At 52.0% G+C, this 21,497-nt stretch carries 13 protein-coding genes; 11 read left to right on the forward strand and 2 right to left on the reverse strand.

Annotation, left to right across the window (positions count from 1 at the left end; translation table 11 throughout):
- Nucleotides 1–201 precede the first annotated feature (201 nt).
- The 3 genes from ACR3ZL_RS10425 (at nt 202) to ACR3ZL_RS10435 (ending at nt 4,879) form a co-directional block, all read left to right on the forward strand.
- Nucleotides 202–1,455, forward strand: a complete 1,254-nt coding sequence (locus ACR3ZL_RS10425) for a DUF1559 family PulG-like putative transporter (RefSeq protein ID WP_486173429.1) — start codon at nt 202–204, stop codon at nt 1,453–1,455.
- Nucleotides 1,456–1,563: 108 nt separating this feature from the next.
- Complete coding sequence (locus ACR3ZL_RS10430) at nt 1,564–1,749, forward strand: hypothetical protein (protein WP_473653218.1); 186 nt, start codon at nt 1,564–1,566, stop codon at nt 1,747–1,749.
- The gene (locus ACR3ZL_RS10435; RefSeq protein WP_473653217.1) at nt 1,712–4,879 is read left to right on the forward strand and encodes a fused MFS/spermidine synthase; all 3,168 of its coding nucleotides are present in this window, start codon (nt 1,712–1,714) and stop codon (nt 4,877–4,879) included. Before ACR3ZL_RS10430 ends, ACR3ZL_RS10435 begins: the two co-directional genes overlap by 38 nt.
- A gap of 72 nt (nt 4,880–4,951) precedes the next feature.
- Here ACR3ZL_RS10435 and ACR3ZL_RS10440 read toward each other — a convergent pair whose 3' ends face one another.
- Nucleotides 4,952–5,617 carry a response regulator gene (locus ACR3ZL_RS10440; protein WP_473653216.1) on the reverse strand — a complete coding sequence of 222 codons (666 nt, stop codon included), beginning with the start codon at nt 5,615–5,617 and terminating at the stop codon, nt 4,952–4,954.
- On the reverse strand, nt 5,614–7,593 hold the full coding sequence (locus tag ACR3ZL_RS10445; RefSeq protein ID WP_473653215.1) for a histidine kinase: 1,980 nt from the start codon (nt 7,591–7,593) through the stop codon (nt 5,614–5,616). Before ACR3ZL_RS10445 ends, ACR3ZL_RS10440 begins: the two co-directional genes overlap by 4 nt.
- Nucleotides 7,594–7,834: 241 nt before the next feature.
- Between ACR3ZL_RS10445 and ACR3ZL_RS10450 the strand changes: the two genes are divergently transcribed.
- The 8 genes from ACR3ZL_RS10450 (at nt 7,835) to ACR3ZL_RS10485 (ending at nt 21,460) form a co-directional block, all read left to right on the forward strand.
- Entirely contained in the window at nt 7,835–9,676 is a 1,842-nt protein-coding gene (locus ACR3ZL_RS10450) for a glycoside hydrolase family 2 protein (protein ID WP_473653214.1), read from the forward strand.
- A 146-nt stretch (nt 9,677–9,822) separates the two neighbouring features.
- Nucleotides 9,823–11,019, forward strand: a complete 1,197-nt coding sequence (locus ACR3ZL_RS10455; RefSeq protein ID WP_486173430.1) for a cellulase family glycosylhydrolase — start codon at nt 9,823–9,825, stop codon at nt 11,017–11,019.
- A gap of 17 nt (nt 11,020–11,036) precedes the next feature.
- A complete protein-coding gene (locus ACR3ZL_RS10460) occupies nt 11,037–13,700 on the forward strand; it encodes a glycoside hydrolase family 31 protein (RefSeq protein WP_473653212.1) in 2,664 nt (887 codons plus the stop codon).
- Nucleotides 13,690–14,529 carry an SGNH/GDSL hydrolase family protein gene (locus tag ACR3ZL_RS10465; RefSeq protein WP_473653211.1) on the forward strand — a complete coding sequence of 280 codons (840 nt, stop codon included), beginning with the start codon at nt 13,690–13,692 and terminating at the stop codon, nt 14,527–14,529. Before ACR3ZL_RS10460 ends, ACR3ZL_RS10465 begins: the two co-directional genes overlap by 11 nt.
- 2 nt (nt 14,530–14,531) lie before the next feature.
- Nucleotides 14,532–16,580 carry a Sip1-related alpha-galactosidase gene (locus ACR3ZL_RS10470; protein ID WP_473653210.1) on the forward strand — a complete coding sequence of 683 codons (2,049 nt, stop codon included), beginning with the start codon at nt 14,532–14,534 and terminating at the stop codon, nt 16,578–16,580.
- A 17-nt stretch (nt 16,581–16,597) separates the two neighbouring features.
- Entirely contained in the window at nt 16,598–18,103 is a 1,506-nt protein-coding gene (locus tag ACR3ZL_RS10475; protein ID WP_473653209.1) for a sulfatase, read from the forward strand.
- A 128-nt stretch (nt 18,104–18,231) separates the two neighbouring features.
- Nucleotides 18,232–19,863 carry an arylsulfatase gene (locus ACR3ZL_RS10480; protein ID WP_486173431.1) on the forward strand — a complete coding sequence of 544 codons (1,632 nt, stop codon included), beginning with the start codon at nt 18,232–18,234 and terminating at the stop codon, nt 19,861–19,863.
- Between the two features lie 154 nt (nt 19,864–20,017).
- Nucleotides 20,018–21,460: a sulfatase family protein gene (locus tag ACR3ZL_RS10485; RefSeq protein ID WP_473653207.1), complete on the forward strand. Its 1,443-nt coding sequence runs from the start codon at nt 20,018–20,020 to the stop codon at nt 21,458–21,460.
- Nucleotides 21,461–21,497: the final 37 nt, after the last annotated feature.

Below are 21,497 nucleotides of genomic sequence, written 5' to 3' on the forward strand. Positions count from 1 at the left end.
TATCGGCCCCCATACAGGGGCGTGATTGCGCACGTAGACTGGGTGCAACGGCCTCGTAGAATACTCAAACAACGCTGGGGGCTTTGGCGAGTTCGGTCGTGTGACTATTCACGCAGCCAAATTTGACTGCTGGTCGTATCAACCGGATTCACCCTTTTGAAGCTTGTTTGGGTTATCGTTTTCCCTTTTAGGAATTTAATTATGAGAAGGTCGAAAAGTCGAGTGGCATTTACGCTCGTCGAATTGCTGGTAGTCATCGCGATCATCGGCGTGCTAGTGGGGCTGTTGTTGCCCGCAGTGCAAGCAGCACGCGAAGCAGCACGAAGAATGAGCTGTAGTAACAACTTCAAGCAGTTGGGGCTTGGTATTCACAATTACCACAGCGCGTACAAGAGCCTTCCAATCTACGGTGCAGGAACCCGCATTGCGACTCAGAATGCGAGTGCGGGTGACGCGGTCACTGGTGGTGGGCTCAATGGACTCAACCTCAGTCCCTGGGTAGGCCTAACGCCATTCGTTGAGCAGCAGGCACTGTGGGAGCAAATCAGTAATCCGCTTCAAACGGATGGGATGACTGCGCCTTGGAGCGCAATGGGGCCATCAACATTCCAGATTAATTACGAGCCATGGATGACGGAAATGCAAACCCTTCGATGCCCAAGTGATCCCGGAACCGGATTACCTGGGATGGGGCGAACAAACTATGGCGTGAACTTGGGTGATGCTATGTGGTACACCGAACGAGGCCTTGTGAACTGGCAGATGGGGGCATGGAACGATTTGGATCCCACGCAAGCGGCGCAGTACAGTACGGACGCAGAAAATGTTCGTGCCTCTTGCCGTGGATTTTTCGTGCCCAGGGAGCAGTCAAAGTTTCGCGATGTTCTTGACGGACTTTCCAATACGATCATGGCTGGCGAAATGGCCACCGGTCTAGGCGACAGGGCAATCAAGACGGATCCACGCAACAATCCCGGCGGCGGGGGAGCTCTCCGCGACAATCCCTTGCATTGTCGCACCGACCCAAATCCCTCGATCGATCCCCTAAGGCCCCAGTTTTGGGATGCAGCTGTCCCAGACCACTCAGGCATGAACGCCAATGGTTCCTTGAGTAGAGCCAATGAAAAACGAGGATACCGTTGGGCGGAGGCTTCGCCGCTTTACAATGCCATCAATACAATCCTTGGTCCCAATAGAGAGCTTTGCGTGATGGGAAGCGATGTCACTGCGGGAACTCTTCCGCCAAGCAGTTACCATCAGGGTGGGTGCCACGTTTTGATGGGCGATGGGGCGGTGAAGTTTATCACCGATTCCATTGAAGCCGGCAACTCTGGCGCTGGCACAGTTCGGTTGGGAGGATCCGGCGACCTTGCCCCTGGAGCGCCTAGCCCGTACGGGCTTTGGGGGAAGCTAGGTACCCGCGCGAACAGGGAAGTCATTTCGGAAGAGTTCTAATGAGTCAAACGCAGTAGACAATTTTCGCCCCGGGATCGACTTGGATCATCCTGGGGCGTCCCGCTCGGTCTGGCACTTATTTTCAACCCTTTAGGAACCATCGATTTCATGAAGACTTTAATCCACCTCCGTTCCATCTGCATCGTCGGCGTTGTCATTGCAGTGTTCAGCAGCGTTGGCTGTGGCAATGAAGGCAACACAGTTATCAAGCCAGATGAACAGGCGATAGAACAGCAAAATGCGTTAATGGAGATCTATGAAAATCGAGATAACAGCAAAGGCGTCTACGAGTAGCCATTCGCAACGCAAGTCGCTGGTGGTCGTTTGCCTGCTATTATTCTTTTCAGGATTCGCGGGGCTTCTTTACGAAACAGTCTGGCTGCGTCAGTTTGCAACTCACTTGGGTTCAAGCGAGCAAGCGCTCGCTATTGTGCTGGCGACCTTCATGGGTGGGCTTGGCGTCGGTGCTTGGGCTGTGCGTCGAGTACTGCACCGCATCGACCGCCCTCTGCTGTTCTACGGAGCCGTCGAGTTCAGTATTGCTGCGTGGGCCCTGTTCATTCCTGTCGGCGTTTACGTTTCTAGCATTCTGCTAATTAGATTGCTTGGCGGTCAGGACCGATTGGTTTCGGCCGGTGATTTTTCGGTCGCGACGTTTACGTTCGCAGCGTCGACGACGCTAATGCTGGTACCAACAGCATTGATGGGCGCGACGTTACCGCTATTAACAAGCTTTTTCGTTGAAACAGACGATCAGATAGGTCCTCGTGTGGGACTGCTTTACGCCGTCAACACCTGCGGCGCTGTTGCCGGAACGATGGTCTCCGCATTCCTCCTGCTTCCCACTTTCGGGTTGAGGATGACCACCTGGTTTGGTGCCGGCATCAACGCGTTGATTTTCGTTCTAATTGTCTTGTTGATTCGATCGAATCCCAGTGCCTATTTGGTGCATCGTGACAGTGCCGAGCCGAAGGCCGAATCGGTGAGCAACCGATGCGTCTGGATCTGCATCGCCATCGCGATCTCGGGAGCGATCGCTTTTGCCGATGAGATACTGTTTTCGCGGATGCTATTGCACCTGCTCGGTGGAACGGTTTACGCCTTCGCCACAATTTTGTCTTCTTTCTTAGCTGGAATCTGCATCGGCGGTGCAGTCGCAGGCCGGCTTGCAACTTCTCGTCGATCGGCAACCATTGGATTCGCGTGTATGCAAGCCGGTGCTGCAGTCTTTACAGTGATCGGGTTTGTTTTACTTGATTGGATCGCTGGAAACAGCTGGGGATCGTCGGCTCGTTTCCAGAGCACCGTTTCGCAAGTAGTAACGACCGGGCTAACGCTGCTGCCAATCTCTATTTGCCTAGGTGCCGCGTTTCCTTTTGCTGTGCGGATCCACGCTGACCAGCACGAATCAGCGGCGGGCAGCACTGCGACGATTTACGTTTGGAACGTGATTGGCGGTATCGTCGGTGCGTTGCTGACTGGGTTTCTTATCTTGCCCTCGCTGCATTACGTTGGAACGATGCTTGTGGCTTTTGCCGCGAATTTGTTGCTTTGCGTTGTTGCGATTCATTTCGGTTCGCTACGCCGTATCCATGGGGGCATTGTCTTCGTGGGGGCACTGCTGATATTGCTGTTGGTTCGTCCGACGCAACCTGAAAACATCCTTCGGGTGTCGGCAATGGGCACCGGAATACAAAACGGCCAGCGAGTGTTTCATCACGTCGGTCGATCGGCAACCGTCAGCGTCTACGATGACAGCGGTCGCTACATGTTCCGAACCAACGGGTTGCCTGAGTCTTCCATACGAGCAACGGGTGCCACAAACGAGCGAAACTCGGAAAGCGGATGGCTGGGAGCTTTTCCAGTCCTGATGCGTGACCAGATCGAATCCATGCTGGTGGTTGGTTTGGGTGCTGGTGTGACAGCGGGCAATGTTCCACCCTCGGTTAGAACGATCGACGTCGTTGAACTGGAATCGTCGGTGTTAGCAGCCAATCAGTTCCTTGCCGATATTCGGCAATCAGATCCGCTAGCCAATCCTCGCGTTACGGTCACTTTGAATGATGCGAGGACTGCGATGTCGTTAACCGCTCGCCGATTCGATGCCATCGTTTCGCAACCGTCGCATCCCTGGACCGCGGGTTCATCGCACTTGTTTACAAGGGAATTTATCGACTTAGCATCTAGACGACTTAATCCAGACGGTGTCTTTGTCGAATGGATTAGCGGCAAGTTTATCGATGAAACCCTGGCGCGTTCGATGTTGGCGACGATGCAGTCCGTGTTCAAATTTGTCCGCGTTTACTCGCCCTTGGATGACGTCTATTTAGTCGTAGGGTCACAGCAACCTATTGAGCCGGAACGTCGTCAGGGCCAGCGTGCTGACGGCAGTTTGTCCGTGTGCCACGATAAGGCTGACAGCGATTTCTTTCTTACGATGGGTTTACGGACACCCAGTCAACTTTTTGCAAGACTGGTTCTTGATGGCGATGGCGTCGAAGCCCTCAGTCGTGACGCATCCATCATTACGGATGATCGAAACCTATTGGCGATGCGGGGGCCACAGCTACTTGGAAAGGCGGATGGTGAGGATGTGTCACGGCTCTTCCTGTCAGAGCACCCTTTGCGAGCTTCACGCCAGTCGGTCGAATGCCTCTGCCCTTCGTTCGACCCGATCGATTACTGCCAACGAATCGGCGTAAAGCATCTGTTACGGAACGTCCAGGAACTGATTCTGCCGAATGTTGACTCCGGTGATCAGAGTGTCTTCTTAGACTTGGTCACGCGAATGGCAACGAGCGATCCATCACGTGACGACGCACTTCGATCCGCCGTCAAGCGATATCCGGATCATCCCGGCATTGCCTATCTTGCGATGGCAGATCTTTATACGCGAGGTCAGATCTCACTTGATCCTCAAGCTCAGGCGCGTCTGGCGAAATCGGTTAGCGACTTGCACCAGTCCGTGCTGCTTGGTTTAAAAGCAATGCGGCAAGGTAAGAATGAAACGATTCGAGAACTTGATGCGACGCTCGGCCAGGTCGTGCCGGGAGATCTCGCGGCATCGCATGCACTGGTACTGAGAGTCCATTGGCGACTGAGTGAACTCGATCCAGCGAAAGCTGAAGAGGCGATCAAGCTGATCGATCAGTCTCGCGGCTTTGCTCACCCCCAGGGGATGGACCTTTTTCGTATGGTTGCAGGTATTCAGGCAAATCGTCCCGGCGTGGCATTGGCAACGGCATCCAGTGCGGCAAGTAGCTATATCGCTCGCCTTGCGAATGGAGAGCCTCGCGATCCCAGTGGGCCAAATCTCTTGATGCAGATGCATCAGATTCTTCATGCGACGACTAACCCCTCGATCCGCCGATCGCCAAACTACCGATTGGTACTCGCTCAGCTGCATAGCGCAATCGAGTCTTAGGGAACAGCATCGCCCCGATGTATTTTGGCCTAAGTCGCTTATCACGACTGAAAACGATCGCTGAAAAGCCGACTATATCCAGCCGTTGCGAATAGCAACCGAAACCGCTGATGCAACGTTCTGAACCTGAAGCTTCCGATAGATTCGACGCATGCGTTTGTCGACTGCGTGTACGGAAACGTCCAGATGTTTCGCGATTTCCTTTTTCACACAGCCCTCGCTGAGCATTTGCAGGACTTCTATCTCGCGAATCGTCAGCAACTGATCATCCTCCTCAGGGAAATCAGCCTGAACTCGCTTAATCAGCTGCAGTGTTACATGAGCCAACTTTGGATCTAATACGGATCCACCGCCGTGAACTTCATGGATACTGTTGAAGATCTCTTCCAGGGAGGCTGTTTTTAGGAGGTAGCCCGCAGCGCCTCGGGAAATGGCTTGAAGAAGATGCACCTCTCGATCTGACTGGGTCAGTACCATTATTTGACATTCGGGCACCTGGGCCAAAAACTTTGGCAGCGCATCAAGCCCGTGGGTACCCGGCATTTCAAGATCGAGCAGAATGACATCGGGTGTCAGCTTTTCTTGCTGAATCAATGAGTGGGCCTCGTCGCAACTACTGGCACTTCCAACGCACTGCATGTCAGCCACTTGGTCCAAGGAGTCGGTCAATGCACGAAGATAGACATGATTGTCTTCAACCACCATCACCTGAATGATTCGTTCTTTAGTATGGATCACAGTGTCTTCCTAAGGGTAACGGTTGTTCCCGACTCGCTAGAATCAATCGTTGCATTGGCATGCAATTTTTCGGCACGTATTTTTAGATGGGCAGGCAGCCTTACGGGACCAGTGATTCCCCGTCCGTTATCTGAGACTGACAACGTCAATTGTTTACGCGTAACGTCGAGTAACAAATTTGCACGTGTTGCAGTCGAGTGTTTGCTGATGTTGGCCAAAGCTTCCTTGAAGAACAAAAGCAGGTGCCACTTTTCCTTAGGAGTCAGCTTCTGAAGAAACTTCGAGTTAGTAGCGTCGAACTCATAAGGCACACTCGCAAGCAAGAATGAGGCTGTCGAATTCATCTTAGCGACCAACCCATCCTTGATATCGTGCGACTCCAGAAACTGCACAAGGCTTCTTGTGTTATGTGCACTGTCACGCGAAATTTCTGCGATGGTTTGCAACTGCGGGATGTAAACGCTCGGCATCGCCTCTGCAGAAGTCAGTCGATCGCAAGACAGCGCGATACCACTAAAGTTCCCACCGATTTCATCATGGAGATCGGCCGCAAGATTCTCTCGCAAACGAGTCATTTGCCTGAGACGAACAAGCCGCTGCCACAAGATAATCAATCCAAACAGAGGGATCCCGATTCCAACGCCCCAAATGAGCCGTCGAAGAAGCTGTGATTGCCTCAAAGTTTGGCGGGACAAGGCACTCTTGAAAGCGACCAGTCGTTGCTCCAGTCGGTTTCGTTCTGAAAGCTGGACTAGCCAGTCACGCAGCAATGGGATTTCGCCGTGAGAGGAAAGGCCGTCGACGAGGCGGTCGGATCTCTTGCTGCCCCTGAGCCGTTTCGGTTGAATTAGGATTTTGGCGTCATGGGATACGGGCCGCCCCATGGAAATAACTTCAATCTCCGCGAACGCCAAAACCGGGATTTCGCGATGCGGATCGGATGGCAACGTTTGCGCTGTGATTCGTATGTAGCGGGCGGGCTTAACATTGGCGGGAAACATGGCGAGGCGATGCCCAGGTGGTAGGTAATCCGAATCTCCACTTTGGAAAATCACTTCGGCTGTCTCGAAGTCCGGCTGATTTGACGACTCGATCGAAAACCTCCTTGGGAATCCCAAGCCGGTGCGATGGAAAACGGAGAAATTGTTGCCTAGGTGAACGGGGTAAAGTCGAATTTCATCAATCGGAAATTCCTTGGCCAGGTCCAGTGTCACTGACACCGGCAAGTCAGGATTTTCCTGGCGAACGAGAAAGTAGTTTGTGTTAATCTTTCTGTTGGTTCTGGGGTGAGAAAAGGGCATGAATCCATCGGTGACATAGCTAGGGTCGTAGATGGGCCGAAAATAGACGGGAAAGTTTGCTGAAACAGGTTTTCCGATTGCGATGTTGCGATGCGCGTCAAAAACCATCAACTCAGCTAGTGCAAAAACCGTCTCGTCGCCAATAGGGGATCGAACAGTCTCGATCGCAGTCATGCGGATACGGCGAGCGGACGTACCGGGGCAGTCGATTAGAACGGGTGTTTGGTTCGGCGCGGTGGAATCCTCGCGATCAATGGAGTCAAATAGCAGACGGCCGTTCGAATCTTCCAAATTGTCAAAGACATGGATCTGGTATCTCGACGGAAATCCGAAGTCACTGGACTTTTGATTTTCATCAATGGTGACCATAGGAACGAGTGCGATCAAATCGAACTGCAACTCTGTTCCAAGATCGACTTCCAGCCAAGCAATATTTTCGTTTAGTTCGCTATTGATTGTTCGGTGCCCCAGCGTGCCACCTGATTCGCGAATGAGTCGTCGCGGCAACTCGTCGAGAGCTGATTGCGTTTCCAAAATAGCTCGCCGGAGTTCGGTGATAGAGCCGTCAGCCAGCTTCACGGTTTGCTCAAGCGATTCAGCCCGGACAATGGAGTTCGTGACAAAAGCGACCAAGGCTGCACTCAAGAGTGCAAAAGCGAATTTCGGCTGGCTCAAGCGAAATCTCGGTTCAGAATGCAATGTTCCAATGTTCATAGGTGCTTATCCAAATACTGGCAGGAAGTCCTGATCAAGCTAGGGACGCAATTGCGCACGTAGCAGGCGGGCATCGTTCCAGTAAACTGCGTCTGTGCCGTTCGAAAGCCCCGTAAGTCTAGTGGGCAATGGCGATGGAGTCATCCTGTATAGCCATTCAATTCTGATTAGTTGAGTTAGAAAGATTCTGACAAGTAAAGTTATGAAAGCACTCATTTGTTGTTTGGTAATTTGCCTCGCTGCCGTTGCTACCCCGTCGATTTCTGGTGAATGGAAACCGGTTCAGGACTCGATGCTGACGTCTTGGGGCGAGCAGTTGGATCCAACAAGTGTTTGGCAGGAATACCCTCGGCCTCAAATGCAACGTGAAGGCTGGGTGAATCTGAATGGTCTATGGGACTACGCAGTTACCAAGAAAGACGCCGGTAAGCCATCGTCGTGGACAGGGGAGATTTTGGTTCCGTTCGCGATTGAAGCCCCGCTATCTGGCGTCGGTCATCGGCTCAAGCCAACTGAGGCCCTTTGGTACAAGCGTACTTTCGATTTGGCGAAGTCGCCTGCGGGACGCTTGCTACTGAACTTTGAAGCCGTTGATTACTCGACCGAAGTTTGGCTCAATGGCAAGGCGGTTGGGGAGAATGTGGGCGGAAACTTGCCCTTCAGTTTCGATGTTACAGATCTTGCCAAAGCCGGTTCTAACGAACTGGTGGTGAAGGTGCTTGATGCAACCGATGAACCGGGCACCTTCCAGCTTCGTGGGAAGCAAACAAAGGATCTTGATCGGCGCATCTTTTACACTCCCGTTTCGGGGATCTGGCAGACCGTTTGGTTGGAGGAAGTTTCCGCCAGCTACATCAAGCACATTAAGATCGATACGGAACTATCAGGCAACGTCACGATTGCACCGAAGATTGTTGGAGCGGGGACCATTCGCACGACGGCCTATCTGGACGACAGCGAGGTTGCCAGCGGCAACGGAAGTCTGGTTATTCCCTCGCCAAAGCTTTGGTCACCCGAGACACCCACTCTTTATGACCTGAAGATCGAGTTGGTCGATGCAAGCGGGACGATTGTCGATTCTGTCAAGTCGTACACCGGCATTCGCAAGGTCGGGAAAATGAAAGATGCGGATGGGAATTGGCGTCTCACGTTGAACGGCGACATTGTTTTCCATCTGGGGCCATTGGACCAAGGTTGGTGGCCCGACGGGCTGCTAACGCCTCCGTCCGAGGAAGCGATGGTCTTTGACATGAAGTTCCTCAAGGATGCGGGCTTTAACATGATCCGAAAGCACATCAAGGTTGAGCCTCGTCGATATTACTACCATTGTGACCGAATGGGTTTTCTCGTTTGGCAGGATCAGGTCTCAGGCGGGACGAGTCAGAAGGACAATGAATGGCCGAAGTGGAAACGGCTTCATGAATACAAAAAGAAGAACGCGCCCAAGGACAATCAGCTCGATGGCGACTGGCCCGAATCCGCTCATCAGCAATTCATGGCTGAGCTGAAGGGCATGGTTGACTCACTCTATAACCATCCGTCCATCGTGGTCTGGACACCCTTTAACGAGCGTTGGGGGCAACACCGGACGATGGAAGTGGGCAAATGGATCGTCGACTACGACCCGACACGGTCCGTCAATATCGCCAGCGGTGGCAACTTGTTTCCCGTCGGTGATATCGCTGACGAACACTCTTACCCTGATCCATACTTCTGGCTGGAAAATTCCAAATACGATCCGTACGTCAAAGTGGTGGGGGAATTTGGAGGACATGGATTCCCCGTTGAAGGCCACTTGTGGAGCAAGAGCAAGAAGAGCTGGGGTTACGGCGGTTTGCCGAAGAACGCCCAGGAGTACAAAGACCGCTACATCAAGTCTCTAGAAGTCTTAAGCAAGCTCAAATCGAACGGAGTGGCTGCGGGCGTCTACACCCAAACCACTGATGTGGAAGGGGAGATCAATGGTCTGATCACCTACGACCGTAAAGTCATCAAGATACCGGCTGCTGAGCTCAAGTCTTTGCACAAGGGAAGCGGTTTCTGATCCTTCACCCAAACCGTTAAGCCGCGTGGGCATCGCCCCGCGCGATTGCAACTGACGTGAGCACGCGGCCCGTTGAGTATGCGGTTTAACAAACACGATCCACGCCTCGGTTTCCGAATACCATCAACTCTGCCTTTATAGATCCTATGATTCGTGTGTCGCAACTAATCGTTAGCCTAACCGCCGTTGTGTTGCTAGGACCAGTTACCTATGCCGATGCAAACCCCGAGACAGTGCCTGGTCGCTGGTCGGTTGCAAAAGCAAAGCAATGGTACGCAAATCAACCTTGGCTGGTCGGCTGCAACTACATCCCGGTCAATGCGATCAACCAATTGGAGATGTGGCAGGCGGAAACCTTTGATCCCGATACGATTGATAAGGAACTTGCCTTAGCTGAATCCATCGGTTTCAACACGCTGCGAGTCTATTTGCACGACCTTGTGTGGGGTGCCGATGAAGCGGGACTCTACGACCGGATGGATCAGTTTCTCGATATCTGCTCCGAGCACGGGATTCGCCCCGCGTTCGTTTTCTTTGATGATTGCCACTCCTTCGATGCGGAAGTTGGGAAGCAGCCGCTTCCGGTTCCGGAGTACCACAACTCGGGCTGGAAGACGTCGCCGAGAAGGGATCTTGCTGTGGCGTACTCAAAGGGCGAAGCATCGGATGAAGACAAGGCGAGGCTGCAAGGCTACGTGCAAAAGACGATGGAGCATTTCAAGAACGATGAACGTGTATTGATGTGGGAGCTCTACAACGAGCCGGGCCGGGGTGGTGGCGAGGCTTCGGACCTTGGCTCAAACAGTGGCAAAAAGAACTTCGGGAACGGCAGTGCTCAACTACTTCTCGATGCGTGGAAGTGGGCGCGTCAAGTGAACCCTTCCCAGCCGATCTGTTCCACCGCGGAGGGTTCCCTGGGAGGTCAAAACATCAAGCTAGCGAAGATGAACTCCGACATCTATTCATTCCACACTTACAAGACATCGAAGCTCAAACAGTTTTGCGAAGCCTACTCGAAAGAGGGACGTCCAGCCATTTGCACCGAATATGTGGGACGTCCGAAATCGACATTCCAAACTGATCTACCGATCTTAAAAAAACATAACATCGGAGCGATCAACTGGGGGTTTGTCGCTGGCAAGACGGGATGCGTTTACCCATGGGGCAGTCGCAATGGCAAGGATCTCGATACGCTTCGCAAGCAGGGTGTCGTTTGTAAAACCATCGAGGACATGCCGCTTCCCGAAGTCTGGTTCCATGAGATCTTCTACCCCGATCATACTCCGTTTGACCCAGCCGAGATCGAGGTGATCAAGCAGCTTACGGGAGTCGTGGTCGAATGAATGGATCGAGCATTGCCATGAGGACTCATGCAAACATTCAGGCGGTTTTCCTCCTGGTGGTTACTCTATTGTTCACTCTGTTGATCACAGCGGCTTCCACCGTTGACGCCTCCGAGCGGGAGCTGCGTGAGGCTTATCAGAAAGTCGAGTCCTACAGGAACCAGAAAAGCGACACCCTCAAGTATGGCGGACCGTCAGAGGATAAGACGCTTCAAGAGTGGGTCGACCTAATCTGGAACGAAGGGTGGGTTCGCAGTGCCGGATTTAATACCAATCTTGCCAAGTTAAAAAAAGATTTCGCCAGCGGTTCAAATGTAAAGATCAATCAGGCCCTGAGTGAGCTTAATGAATTCACCGAGTTGATTTACGCAGATGGCAGTGTTGGAAACGTACGTGACCATTCCTGGAATCTTGCCAGTTCAGTCAAGCGCTTCGATTATCAAGACAATCGAGTTCAACTGATCTTTGAGAACGATGATGGCCAGGAATACGCTCTTGATGTGCGTTGTTTCAAGGGAGGAGTGATCCATGTCGTCGGGCAGAAGCCTGGATACTTCAACGATGATCCCTTGGTCTCAGCCGAAGTTTCTTTCAAGGAATCTAATGGCATCTTAGAGGTTCGCAACCAAGACGAACGGATGTCGATCTACATTCGCAGCCAACCCTTCGCGATGAAAGTCGTTAAGAATGGAGTGACCAAATTTCATCAAACCGGTTTCAATGTCGCCGGGCCTCTCGCCGATCCTCGTGGCGTGCGTGTACGGTTCAAAACATCAAAATCGGATCAGTACATCGGATTTGGCGAGCGTTTTGACACTTTCAAACACAAGCACTCTGTGTTTGCTCAGTGGTCAATGGGAATGGCGGAAGCTCTTTCCAGCGGCTCGTCCGAAACCTACAAACCGATTCCGTTCTATTTGAATCCCGCGAACTCAACGGGGATGTTCTACAACCACGGAGGCATTGTGCGATGGGACATCGAAGGATCTAAGTCGGGCGTCGTCGACGTATCAAGTGTAGGCGGGACATGTGACTACTTTTTGTTCGCTGGTGAAAAACCTCACGATGTCTATCGTGCCTACACTAAGGTGACGGGGCGGATCTTCGCTGTCGCGGACTGGGTACACATGCCTTGGATGGGGCACCATTTTGGTGGTGTGCCAACAAAGCAAGATCGACTCGACCGATTGACCGATGAGCTGGTCAACTTCAATAAGCATGGTTTCACCTACAGTGCGATGTATGCCGCCGGCATTCCCTCCAGCGGCCCGGCAATCGAGCAAATCTATCAAGAACGAATGCGGCCTCTTGGGATCAAACTGGGAACGCACCTTGATCCATTGGCTAAACCCCCAAGATCATCTAGGAAATTTCAACCTAGGATCCCTTTGGCGACGCGAGAAGACGGTTCGGTGTTTGTCAGTGACCACGCTTTCCAAGCTGGCAATGCCTACATCGACTTCAGTTCTCCGAAGTCTCTCAATAAAGCGTTTGGCAGTGGGTTAGATCGAGTCTCCATGCTTGATTTTGGAGAGCAGCTTGGCGCGGATACTGTCTTGTCACAGTATCCCAACTATAGCGGTCGCGAGATCCACAACCTTTACCAGCACTTGTATCATCGTGCCGCGTTTCTGGATTACCAATCAAGATATCAAGACAATGATTGGATGACGTTTGCTCGCAGCGGGTGGGCAGGCTGTCACGCAGTGGGTGGATTCTTTGCAGGCGATACATCTTGCTCGATGAAAGATCTGCAAAGCACGATTCGTGCTGGGATCAATCTGTGTGCGAGTGCTGGCGTGTATTGGGGCGCAGATATTGGTGCGTATAAACGTCAGACACCCTTAACGAAAGAACGCTATCTGCGTTGGGTGCAGTTCGGGGCCTTTAGTCCGTTGATGCGAACCCATGCACACGAAGACAAGGAAATGCGACCTTGGAAGTACGACCAGGAGATGCTGGAATCCTTCAAGTATTACACGTGGCTGCGGGCATCCTTAGTTCCTTACATCCGGCAATGCGCTCGACTTGCATCTTCAGATGGCATTCCGATCATGCGGGCATTACCGATCGAGTTTCCGAATGACGCCAATGCGTTTGTGGATGACGAATACATGTTCGGCCCAAATCTACTTGTGGCTCCCTACGTGACCGAGGATTCGCACTCACGCCGCGTCTACCTGCCCGAGGGAACCTGGTTCAATCTCTTCACTCATGAGAAAATAGCTGGCGAGAAGACGATTACTGCAACTTCTAGCGACTGGAAGGCGATGCCGGTATATGTCAAAGCACCTCTGTTCCTGCCAATAAAGATCGGTATCAACTCGCCACAACCTGGTAATTCCTTTTTCAAGAGTTCAGGTACAGATAAGTACTCGGCTCCCGCTATCGATGCTTTTCAGGTCTATCCGGAGAACGGTGCTGCAGTCACCGTTTTCTCTGATCTCGCTCTTTCCTATCAAAGCAAAGATGGGGCCATCAAATTGAGAATGAAGGCGGAAAGATCTCGAACCCAATCGATTCATTTCGAGGTCATGGATGTGCCTGAAGTTGCATCGGTTGTGGCCGCCGACGTGACAATGAAGCCAGCTCAATCTTGGAATGAGATGATGAAAAGTCCGAACCAATACTTCCATGATCCAACCACCAAAACTTTATACGTGAATTTGGATGGCAACTAAGAATCCGTCGCACCTCGGTTTCCGCGTAGTGGATGAGGTTACGAGTCCCCTTTGTGTAGCCAATCACACAGGAATCGTGGGCTCGTCCACTAAGGTCTACAGCAGCGTGTTCTCGTTGTTATTTGTTTGCATCGCAGCGCTATCAAACGTCTCGGTCGCTGCCGATGACAAGTTCTTTACACCGAAAGCGGACTTAGATGGCTTAGCCCCGCCCACCGAAAAGGTTCAGGGTCTTCCGAATGTCTTGATCCTAGGGGATTCCATTTCAATCGGCTATACGAAGCCGGTTGCAAAGCAACTGAAGCAGGTCGCCAATGTCCAGCGTGCCAAAGCAAATTGTGGTGATACTCGGCGAGGCTTGGAAAAACTCGATGAATGGCTTGGAGATACGAAGTGGGATTTGATCCATTTCAATTGGGGCCTTTGGGATCTGTGTTTCCGCGTCGGGGATTCTCCCGTGCGAGATAAGGTGAATGGAGAAGTAGCCGTTTCACCTGACGAGTACAAGCAGAACTTAGAGAGTCTGGTAGACAAGCTGAAAAATACAGGCGCCACTCTCATTTGGGCCTCAACCACGGCAGTACCTGAAGGTGAAAAGGGCCGACGCGTGGAGGACGCAATTGCCTACAACGCAATCGCGTCCAAGGTGATGGCAAAGCACGGGGTGCTGATCAACGATCTACATGCGTTTTCATTGACAATCCAGGACCAGTACAAGGCCCCCGGAGACGTGCATTTCACGAAACCCGGATACGTCGCAATCGGCAAGCAGGTGGCTGATTCAATCAGGTCCGCCCTGAAAACTAAAAACAAGATGAAGAAAAAATAATCATGAAAAACATATCACTGCCCCTGTTTTCTTTGGCAACCCTTTTTCTAGCGAGCGTGACATCGGCGCAACGGATCGAGGTGACGAAGCAACCTTTCAAAATGGTTGTCGCCAACGATGTGAGTCTGAAACCGGATAAGGCGGGGTATGTTCTGACACGAGAAATTCAACTACCCAGCTTTAAAAAGGGAGCATACTACCGCCCATTTTCCGGCGGCGTCGCCCGGGGCAATCGGGTAGAGGCCGTTGCCTTTGGTTCGATTGCAGAACTGCAGGATTACAAACCATCGAAGACGCGTCTCAAACACAACTCAATTCAGCAGGGCCAGTTCATCCTGCTGGAAATTCGCGAGGGCAAGTACTTAGCACTATTGCCGATGACGTCCGACAAGATTTACAGCCAGTTCTTCATCAAAAACGAGAAGCTGTTTCTAAAGGCTGGCAATTTTGGAACCGACGTGGTTCAAGGCGATTTGCCGCTTCTGGTTTGGGCATATGGGAATTCGCCCTATGCAGCAACAAATGCAGTTTGGAAGCAAGTAATCGATTCAGGTTACGTCGCTACCGACTGGCGTTCCAACAAACAGTTTCCGGAACCCTATTCCTATCTCGGATGGTGCTCGTGGGAGCACTACAAGACCGAGATTTCGCAGAAGATAATCTCGGATGCAGTTCATACCATTGAAAACAATCCGGCACCACTTCGTTGGGTGATCGTCGACGATGGATATTTTGACGAAGAAGATCGCAAGCTGATCAGCCTAGTTCCCGACAAGAAAAAATTCCCCAACGGTTGGAAGCCAATCACTGATCTAAAGGATCCAGAGAAAATTAAATGGATGGGCATTTGGCGAAACACCATCGGATACATGGAAGGCATCTCTTTGCAGAATACGATGGATGCCCTGGCGAATGTCCTCGTCACGAAAGTCGGAGGCGATGCCTTGTTGCCCAGTGGCAGCAAAGAAGCGGCCACGGCATTTTACGAAAAGATGGCCCGCGATGCATCAGAGAATGGATTCGATTTCACCAAGGTCGACTTCCAAACGCGAGCCTTTGATAACTACAAAGGACTCGGCAATGCGGTCAGTGCCATGCGTGCAAATAACGAGGCACTCGAAGTGTCCTGTGTGAAATATGATTTGCCGTTGCTCAATTGCATCGCCCAACCCAATGTCAATTCGCTACAAACCAAGTACAGCGCACTGTCACGTTCGAGCCCAGACTACAACCAGGCCGACAAGGACAAAAACAAGTGCAATACCTACCAAAGTTTTGCGAACCACCTTTGGATGGGCCAAACGGTTTGGGGCGATTTGGACATGTTCCATACACACGATGAGCGGGACGTCGAGCCGATGGCTCTTGCCCGAGCGATCTCGGGTGGGCCAGTCTATATCTCCGACGAGCCGAGTAAGATCGTTGCCGATGTGCTGACGCCGTTTGCGTTTGAAGATGGAAAGCTGCTTCGCACGCAGGCCCCGGCGACGCTGTTACCAGAGAGCTTTTTCATCCACCCATTCCGAGGCGAAGAAGCGTTTCGGGTTATCGCTCCGCTGGAAGACCGCGTTGCAGCGATTGCCTTGTTCAACTTCACGGAAGGTGGGAACCCCATCGGGGCAGAAATCGCTGCGAAGGATTATCCCCACGCTGGTGAACTTCTACAGCCTACCGAAGGCGATTGGGAACTGCCCAGCGACGGAATGCTTGTCTATGACCGCACGACAAAGAATGTATTACCGCTTGGCGATTCTTATACGACAACGATCAACGACTTTGGGGCGAAACTGTTTCTTCTTTATCCAAAAACGCACGGATGGGTCGTCATTGGACGCACAGACAAATACCTGCCGTCCGCCGCCGTGAAAATACAATCCGTGTCTGAAGACAAGATTAGCTTCACGCTGGAGGAAGCTGGCCCGCTCGCAATTTGGAGCGAGAGCGGAGTTCCCAAAATGGATGGTGCTGTTTTTAAGAAGGTGGGAAACAACCTCTATCAAGCGGATCTGCCGATTGAATCCGGCCAGCTAAAGCTAACTGTAACACGATAAACGAAGTAGACAATTTTATGAAAATGAATCGAAGCACCTTACTGGGCATCATCACTTCGCTTGCGTTCCTAGGGAATGCATTGGTCGGGGGCAATGCAGTGGTTGCGGAAGACAAGCTACCGAATGTCGTCGTCCTACTCGTCGACGACCTGGGCTACATGGATATTGGTGCGAATAATCCTGATTGCTTCTATGACACTCCGAACATCGATGCGTTCTCAGCAACTGCCATGCGTTTTACCGATGGGTATGCAGCGAATCCAGTGTGTTCGCCGACACGGGCATCTTTGATGACGGGTAAGTATCCGACGCGTGCCGAAAACACAAATTGGTTTGGTGGCATGCGGGGAGGTAAGTTCAAACCAGCACGGCTCAATAACAACATGCCGCTTGATGATGTCACGATTGCACAGGCACTGAAAACCAAAGACTACGCCACCTTTTTTGCAGGGAAATGGCACCTGGGGGAATCGAAGGAGTACTTTCCGCAAAACCGAGGTTTTGATGTGAACGTCGGCGGGCACAAAAAAGGCGGTCCTTACACCGGGAACGGCTACTTTTCACCGTTCGAGAATCCAGAGATGGAGCATGACAGCCCTGAAGGGGACCACCTACCGGCACGTCTCGCTCGTGATACAGCCAAGTTTATCGAAGACAATCAAGACAAACCGTTCCTGGCGTATCTCTCATTTTACTCAGTGCACACTCCGTTAATGGGACGTCCAGACCTGGTCAAAAAGTATGAGGCAAAGGCCGAGTCAATCAGCGGCGAGCAGTTCGCACCTGAGGAGCAAGTGCTTCCCGGCGAGGGGCCTCGCGAAGTGCGCATCCTACAGAAACACGCCGTCTATGCGGCCATGGTCGAGGCGATGGATGAAGCGGTCGGCACCGTTTTGAATCAGTTGGAAGACTCAGGTGTGGCTGACAACACGATCGTCATCTTTACTTCGGACAACGGAGGGCTTTCTACCTCGGAAGGATCACCCACAAGCAATCTGCCTTTGCGAGGTGGAAAAGGTTGGTTGTACGAAGGCGGAATTCGCGAGCCTTGGATCATTCGCTATCCAGGCGTCACGGAGGCAGGTGCTGTGAGCGATGAACAAATCTGCTCGATCGACCTCTTCCCAACCATTGCGGCGGCGGCAGGAATTCCGACCGAGCAAAGCATCGATGGTGTTAATCTGCTGGCTGCCTTAAAGGGTGATTCCCTGCAATCACGGGCGTTGTACTGGCACTATCCGCACTACGCCAATCAAGGCGGCTTTCCCGGTGGAGCCATTCGTATCGGCGACTACAAACTTGTGGAGCGTTACGAAGACGGTCGTGTTCATCTCTACAATCTGAAGAATGATATTGGCGAACGCAATGATCTCGCAGCGGAGCAGCCAGAACGTGTTAACCAAATGCGTTCCCAGTTACACGACTGGTATCAAACTGTTGATGCCAAGTTCTTGCGGCCCAAAGGAAAAAACGCAAAGCCGTGGCGTCCCGAACTCGGCAGCGTCACTTTGGGAACGAAGTAACCTGTTAGGCAACTGATTTGTATCTACCTTCGCTAGAAGGTGATTTGTTGTGGCCTTTAACGCTCTAGTGAGCGCAAGGCTCTTCAAGGTTGGACAAAAATCGAACGTAATCTCGAAGGCATAGATCTATGATGAAGCCCCTGTTGATTGTCGCGGCACTAGTAGTTTTCGCCATGCCGTGCGAAGCGGCCCAGCGGCCGAACATCGTCCTAATCATGGTCGATGATATGGGCTTCTCGGACATCGGCTGTTACGGCGGCGAAATTGAAACGCCGAATATTGACCGGCTCGCAGAAACGGGCGTGCGATACTCGAGGTTCTACAACAATTCTCGCTGTTGTCCGACCCGGGCGTCATTATTGACTGGCCTGAGCGCACATTTGACTGGCATTGGTCACATGACGAATCCACCTAATAGCCGTAAACATGATAAAGGCGAAGAGTTTCCAAACTATCGCGGATTCATAAATAGGAACTGCGTGACCATCGCTGAGGCACTTCAGCCAGCAGGATATGCGACGTTGATGGCTGGAAAATGGCATCTTGGTCAGAGCGACCAGCAACACTGGCCTTTGCAGCGGGGATTTGAAAAGTTCTACGGTTCGATTACCGGGGCTACTCGCTACTTCCATCCCATGGAACCACGAAACATCACCTTCGGCAACAAGATCGATCGAGAAATGAAGAGCACGACAGATCGTCCGTTCTACACAACGGACGCCTTCACTGATCATGCAATCCGGTTTGTTAAAGAAGAAAAAGCCGGGAAAGATCGTCCCTTCTTTTTGTATCTCGCATACACCGCCCCGCATTGGCCGCATCAGGCGCACGAGGAAGATATCGCGAAGTATCGTGGGAAGTACATGAAAGGATGGGACCAAATCCGCAAAGAGCGTTACCAGCGGCAGATTGAATTGGGGCTGATCAATCCAAGTTGGAAGTTGTCGCCAGCAGATAGCAAGACGCCGCAATGGTCGTCCCTTTCAGAGGAGAAGCGTCAGGAAATGGATATGCGAATGGCCGTCTATGCGGCGATGATTGATCGAGTCGATCAAAACATTGGCAACCTGTTGGAAACGCTGGACTCCGAAGGTAAAGCGGATAACACGCTGATCATTTTTCTTTCTGACAATGGAGCGTGTGCTGAAGGGCCGGCGCTCGGCAAGGGAGAAGTTTTTGATACAGAGCAACGGAATCAACATACAAACAACAACTATGGCTTAGGCTGGGCGACTGCTTCGAACACACCGTTTCGGCTCTACAAACACTTCACTCACGAAGGTGGTTCTGCAACACCATTCATTCTCCGTTGGCCGGCACGCATCAAACCTCAATCGGATTGGTACGACGCCCCGGCTCAGGTGGTTGATGTGATGCCGACGTTGTTGGAAATCGCGGGCGCCGAGTACCCATCCAATTACGCGGGAAACGAGATCCATGAAGCGAGTGGGGTTTCGCTAACACCTTCGTTCGACGGCGAACCCATTCATCGCAGCGTCCCAATGTTCTCCGAACATGAAAACAACGCCTTCATGATCGATGGCGACTGGAAGCTAGTCGGGCGAGGCGTCGCCGCACCCGATGGCCCTATCAAAGAGAAATGGGAGCTGTATGACTTGTCAAAGGATCGGATCGAGCTGCATGACTTGGTGTCGAAGCAGCCTGAACGCGCTGAAGCGATGATGGCTGCATGGATGGACTGGGCCAATAAGAACAGGGTGTATCCTAAGCCCCAAGAAAAGAAGAAACGTAAGAAGTAATGCTGTCCACTGAACACCACCAATACCAACGTTCGAAACGGTAGCAGGCACACTCCATGTTCTTTCCGCTTATGTCGTTGCATCAAGGCGATCGTCATGGGTAGGCGGACGGCATGACGGAGCGTGCCTGCTACTCGATTTCACTGGAATAAACATGAAACGATTACTGTTTTCAATCGCAAGCTACATCACTGCAATCTCCATCTCTGTGAGTGCTTACGCGACGAGACCAAACCTAGTCTTCGTCATCGCGGACGATTGCACCTTTCGAGATATTGGTTGCTATGGTGGCCAGGCACACACCCCGAACATCGACAATCTTGCCGATCAGGGAATGAAGTTCACGCGCTGTTTTCAAGCCGCACCGATGTGTTCACCGACCCGACACAATATCTACACCGGTCTTTATCCCGTCAAAAGCGGTGCCTACCCCAATCACACAAGGGTGAATGCTGGTACGAAGAGTGTTGTGCATTACATGAGTTCCCTTGGTTACCGCGTGGCACAGAGTGGCAAAACGCACGTTAGCCCCAGTCACTTGTTCGCGTGGGAAAAGTTGGGAACTGGATCAAATCCAGACTTTGGCAAGGTTGACGAATTCATGGGGCAATGCAAACAGCAGGACAAACCGTTCTGCCTGTTACTGTGTTCCAATGAACCGCACACGCCATGGAACAAGGGCGACGCTTCGCAATATCCCGTCGACAAGATCAAGCTTCCCCCGTATTTGCTTGATACCCCGGAAACTCGCGAAGGCATGTCTCGGTATCTCGCCGAGGTCACTTTCTACGATGACCAAGTCGGCGAGTCGCTGAAGTTGATCCAAGGGCACGGATTGACGAACAACACATTGGTGATCGTCGTCAGTGAACAAGGCAACTCGATGCCGTTCGCCAAGTGGACCTGTTACGACAACGGTCTGCAATCGGCTTTCATTGCTCGTTGGCCCGGTAAAATCAAGCCCGGTAGCGTCAATCCAGCCATGATCGAGTACATCGACATCCTACCCACGTTTATCGAAGCTGCAGGCGGTATTCCCGATCCAGCGATTCAGGGCAAGAGTCTGATTCCGCTGTTTGCTGGCCAGACGACGCACAAAGACTTTGTCTTCGGTGAGATGACGACGCGGGGCATCAACAACGGCTCCGATCATTTTGGAATCCGCAGTGTTCGCTCGGAAAAGTTTAAGTACATCTGGAACTTCACACCCAAGACCAAGTTTCGCAACGCGTGCGTCAAGTCTCCGGAATTTGAAAGCTGGATCGCTCTCGCCGAAACTGGAGACACACGTGCCGCCGAGTTGGTCAACCGCTATCTCCACCGTCCCGAGATCGAACTCTATGACGTCGAACAAGACCCATTGGAGCTGAACAACCTCGCTGCCAATCCGGAGTACGCCAATGTAAAGAAGCAATTGCGATCGGAGTTGGACGGTTGGATGGTCGCGTGCAACGACAAGGGACAGCAGACCGAAATGGAGGCGAACGAGCACACTGCTAGATCTGGCAGTGCGAAAGCGGCAGCAAGAAAGAAGGCGAAGAAAAAACGCGGGAAAGCCACCAATCAGAAGACGAGTACTAGAGATTCTAAACAATGAGAAAACAGATTCCTTTCACCAAAGTTGCTCACATGAA

The organism is Rhodopirellula sp. J20-39, assembly GCF_057365095.1.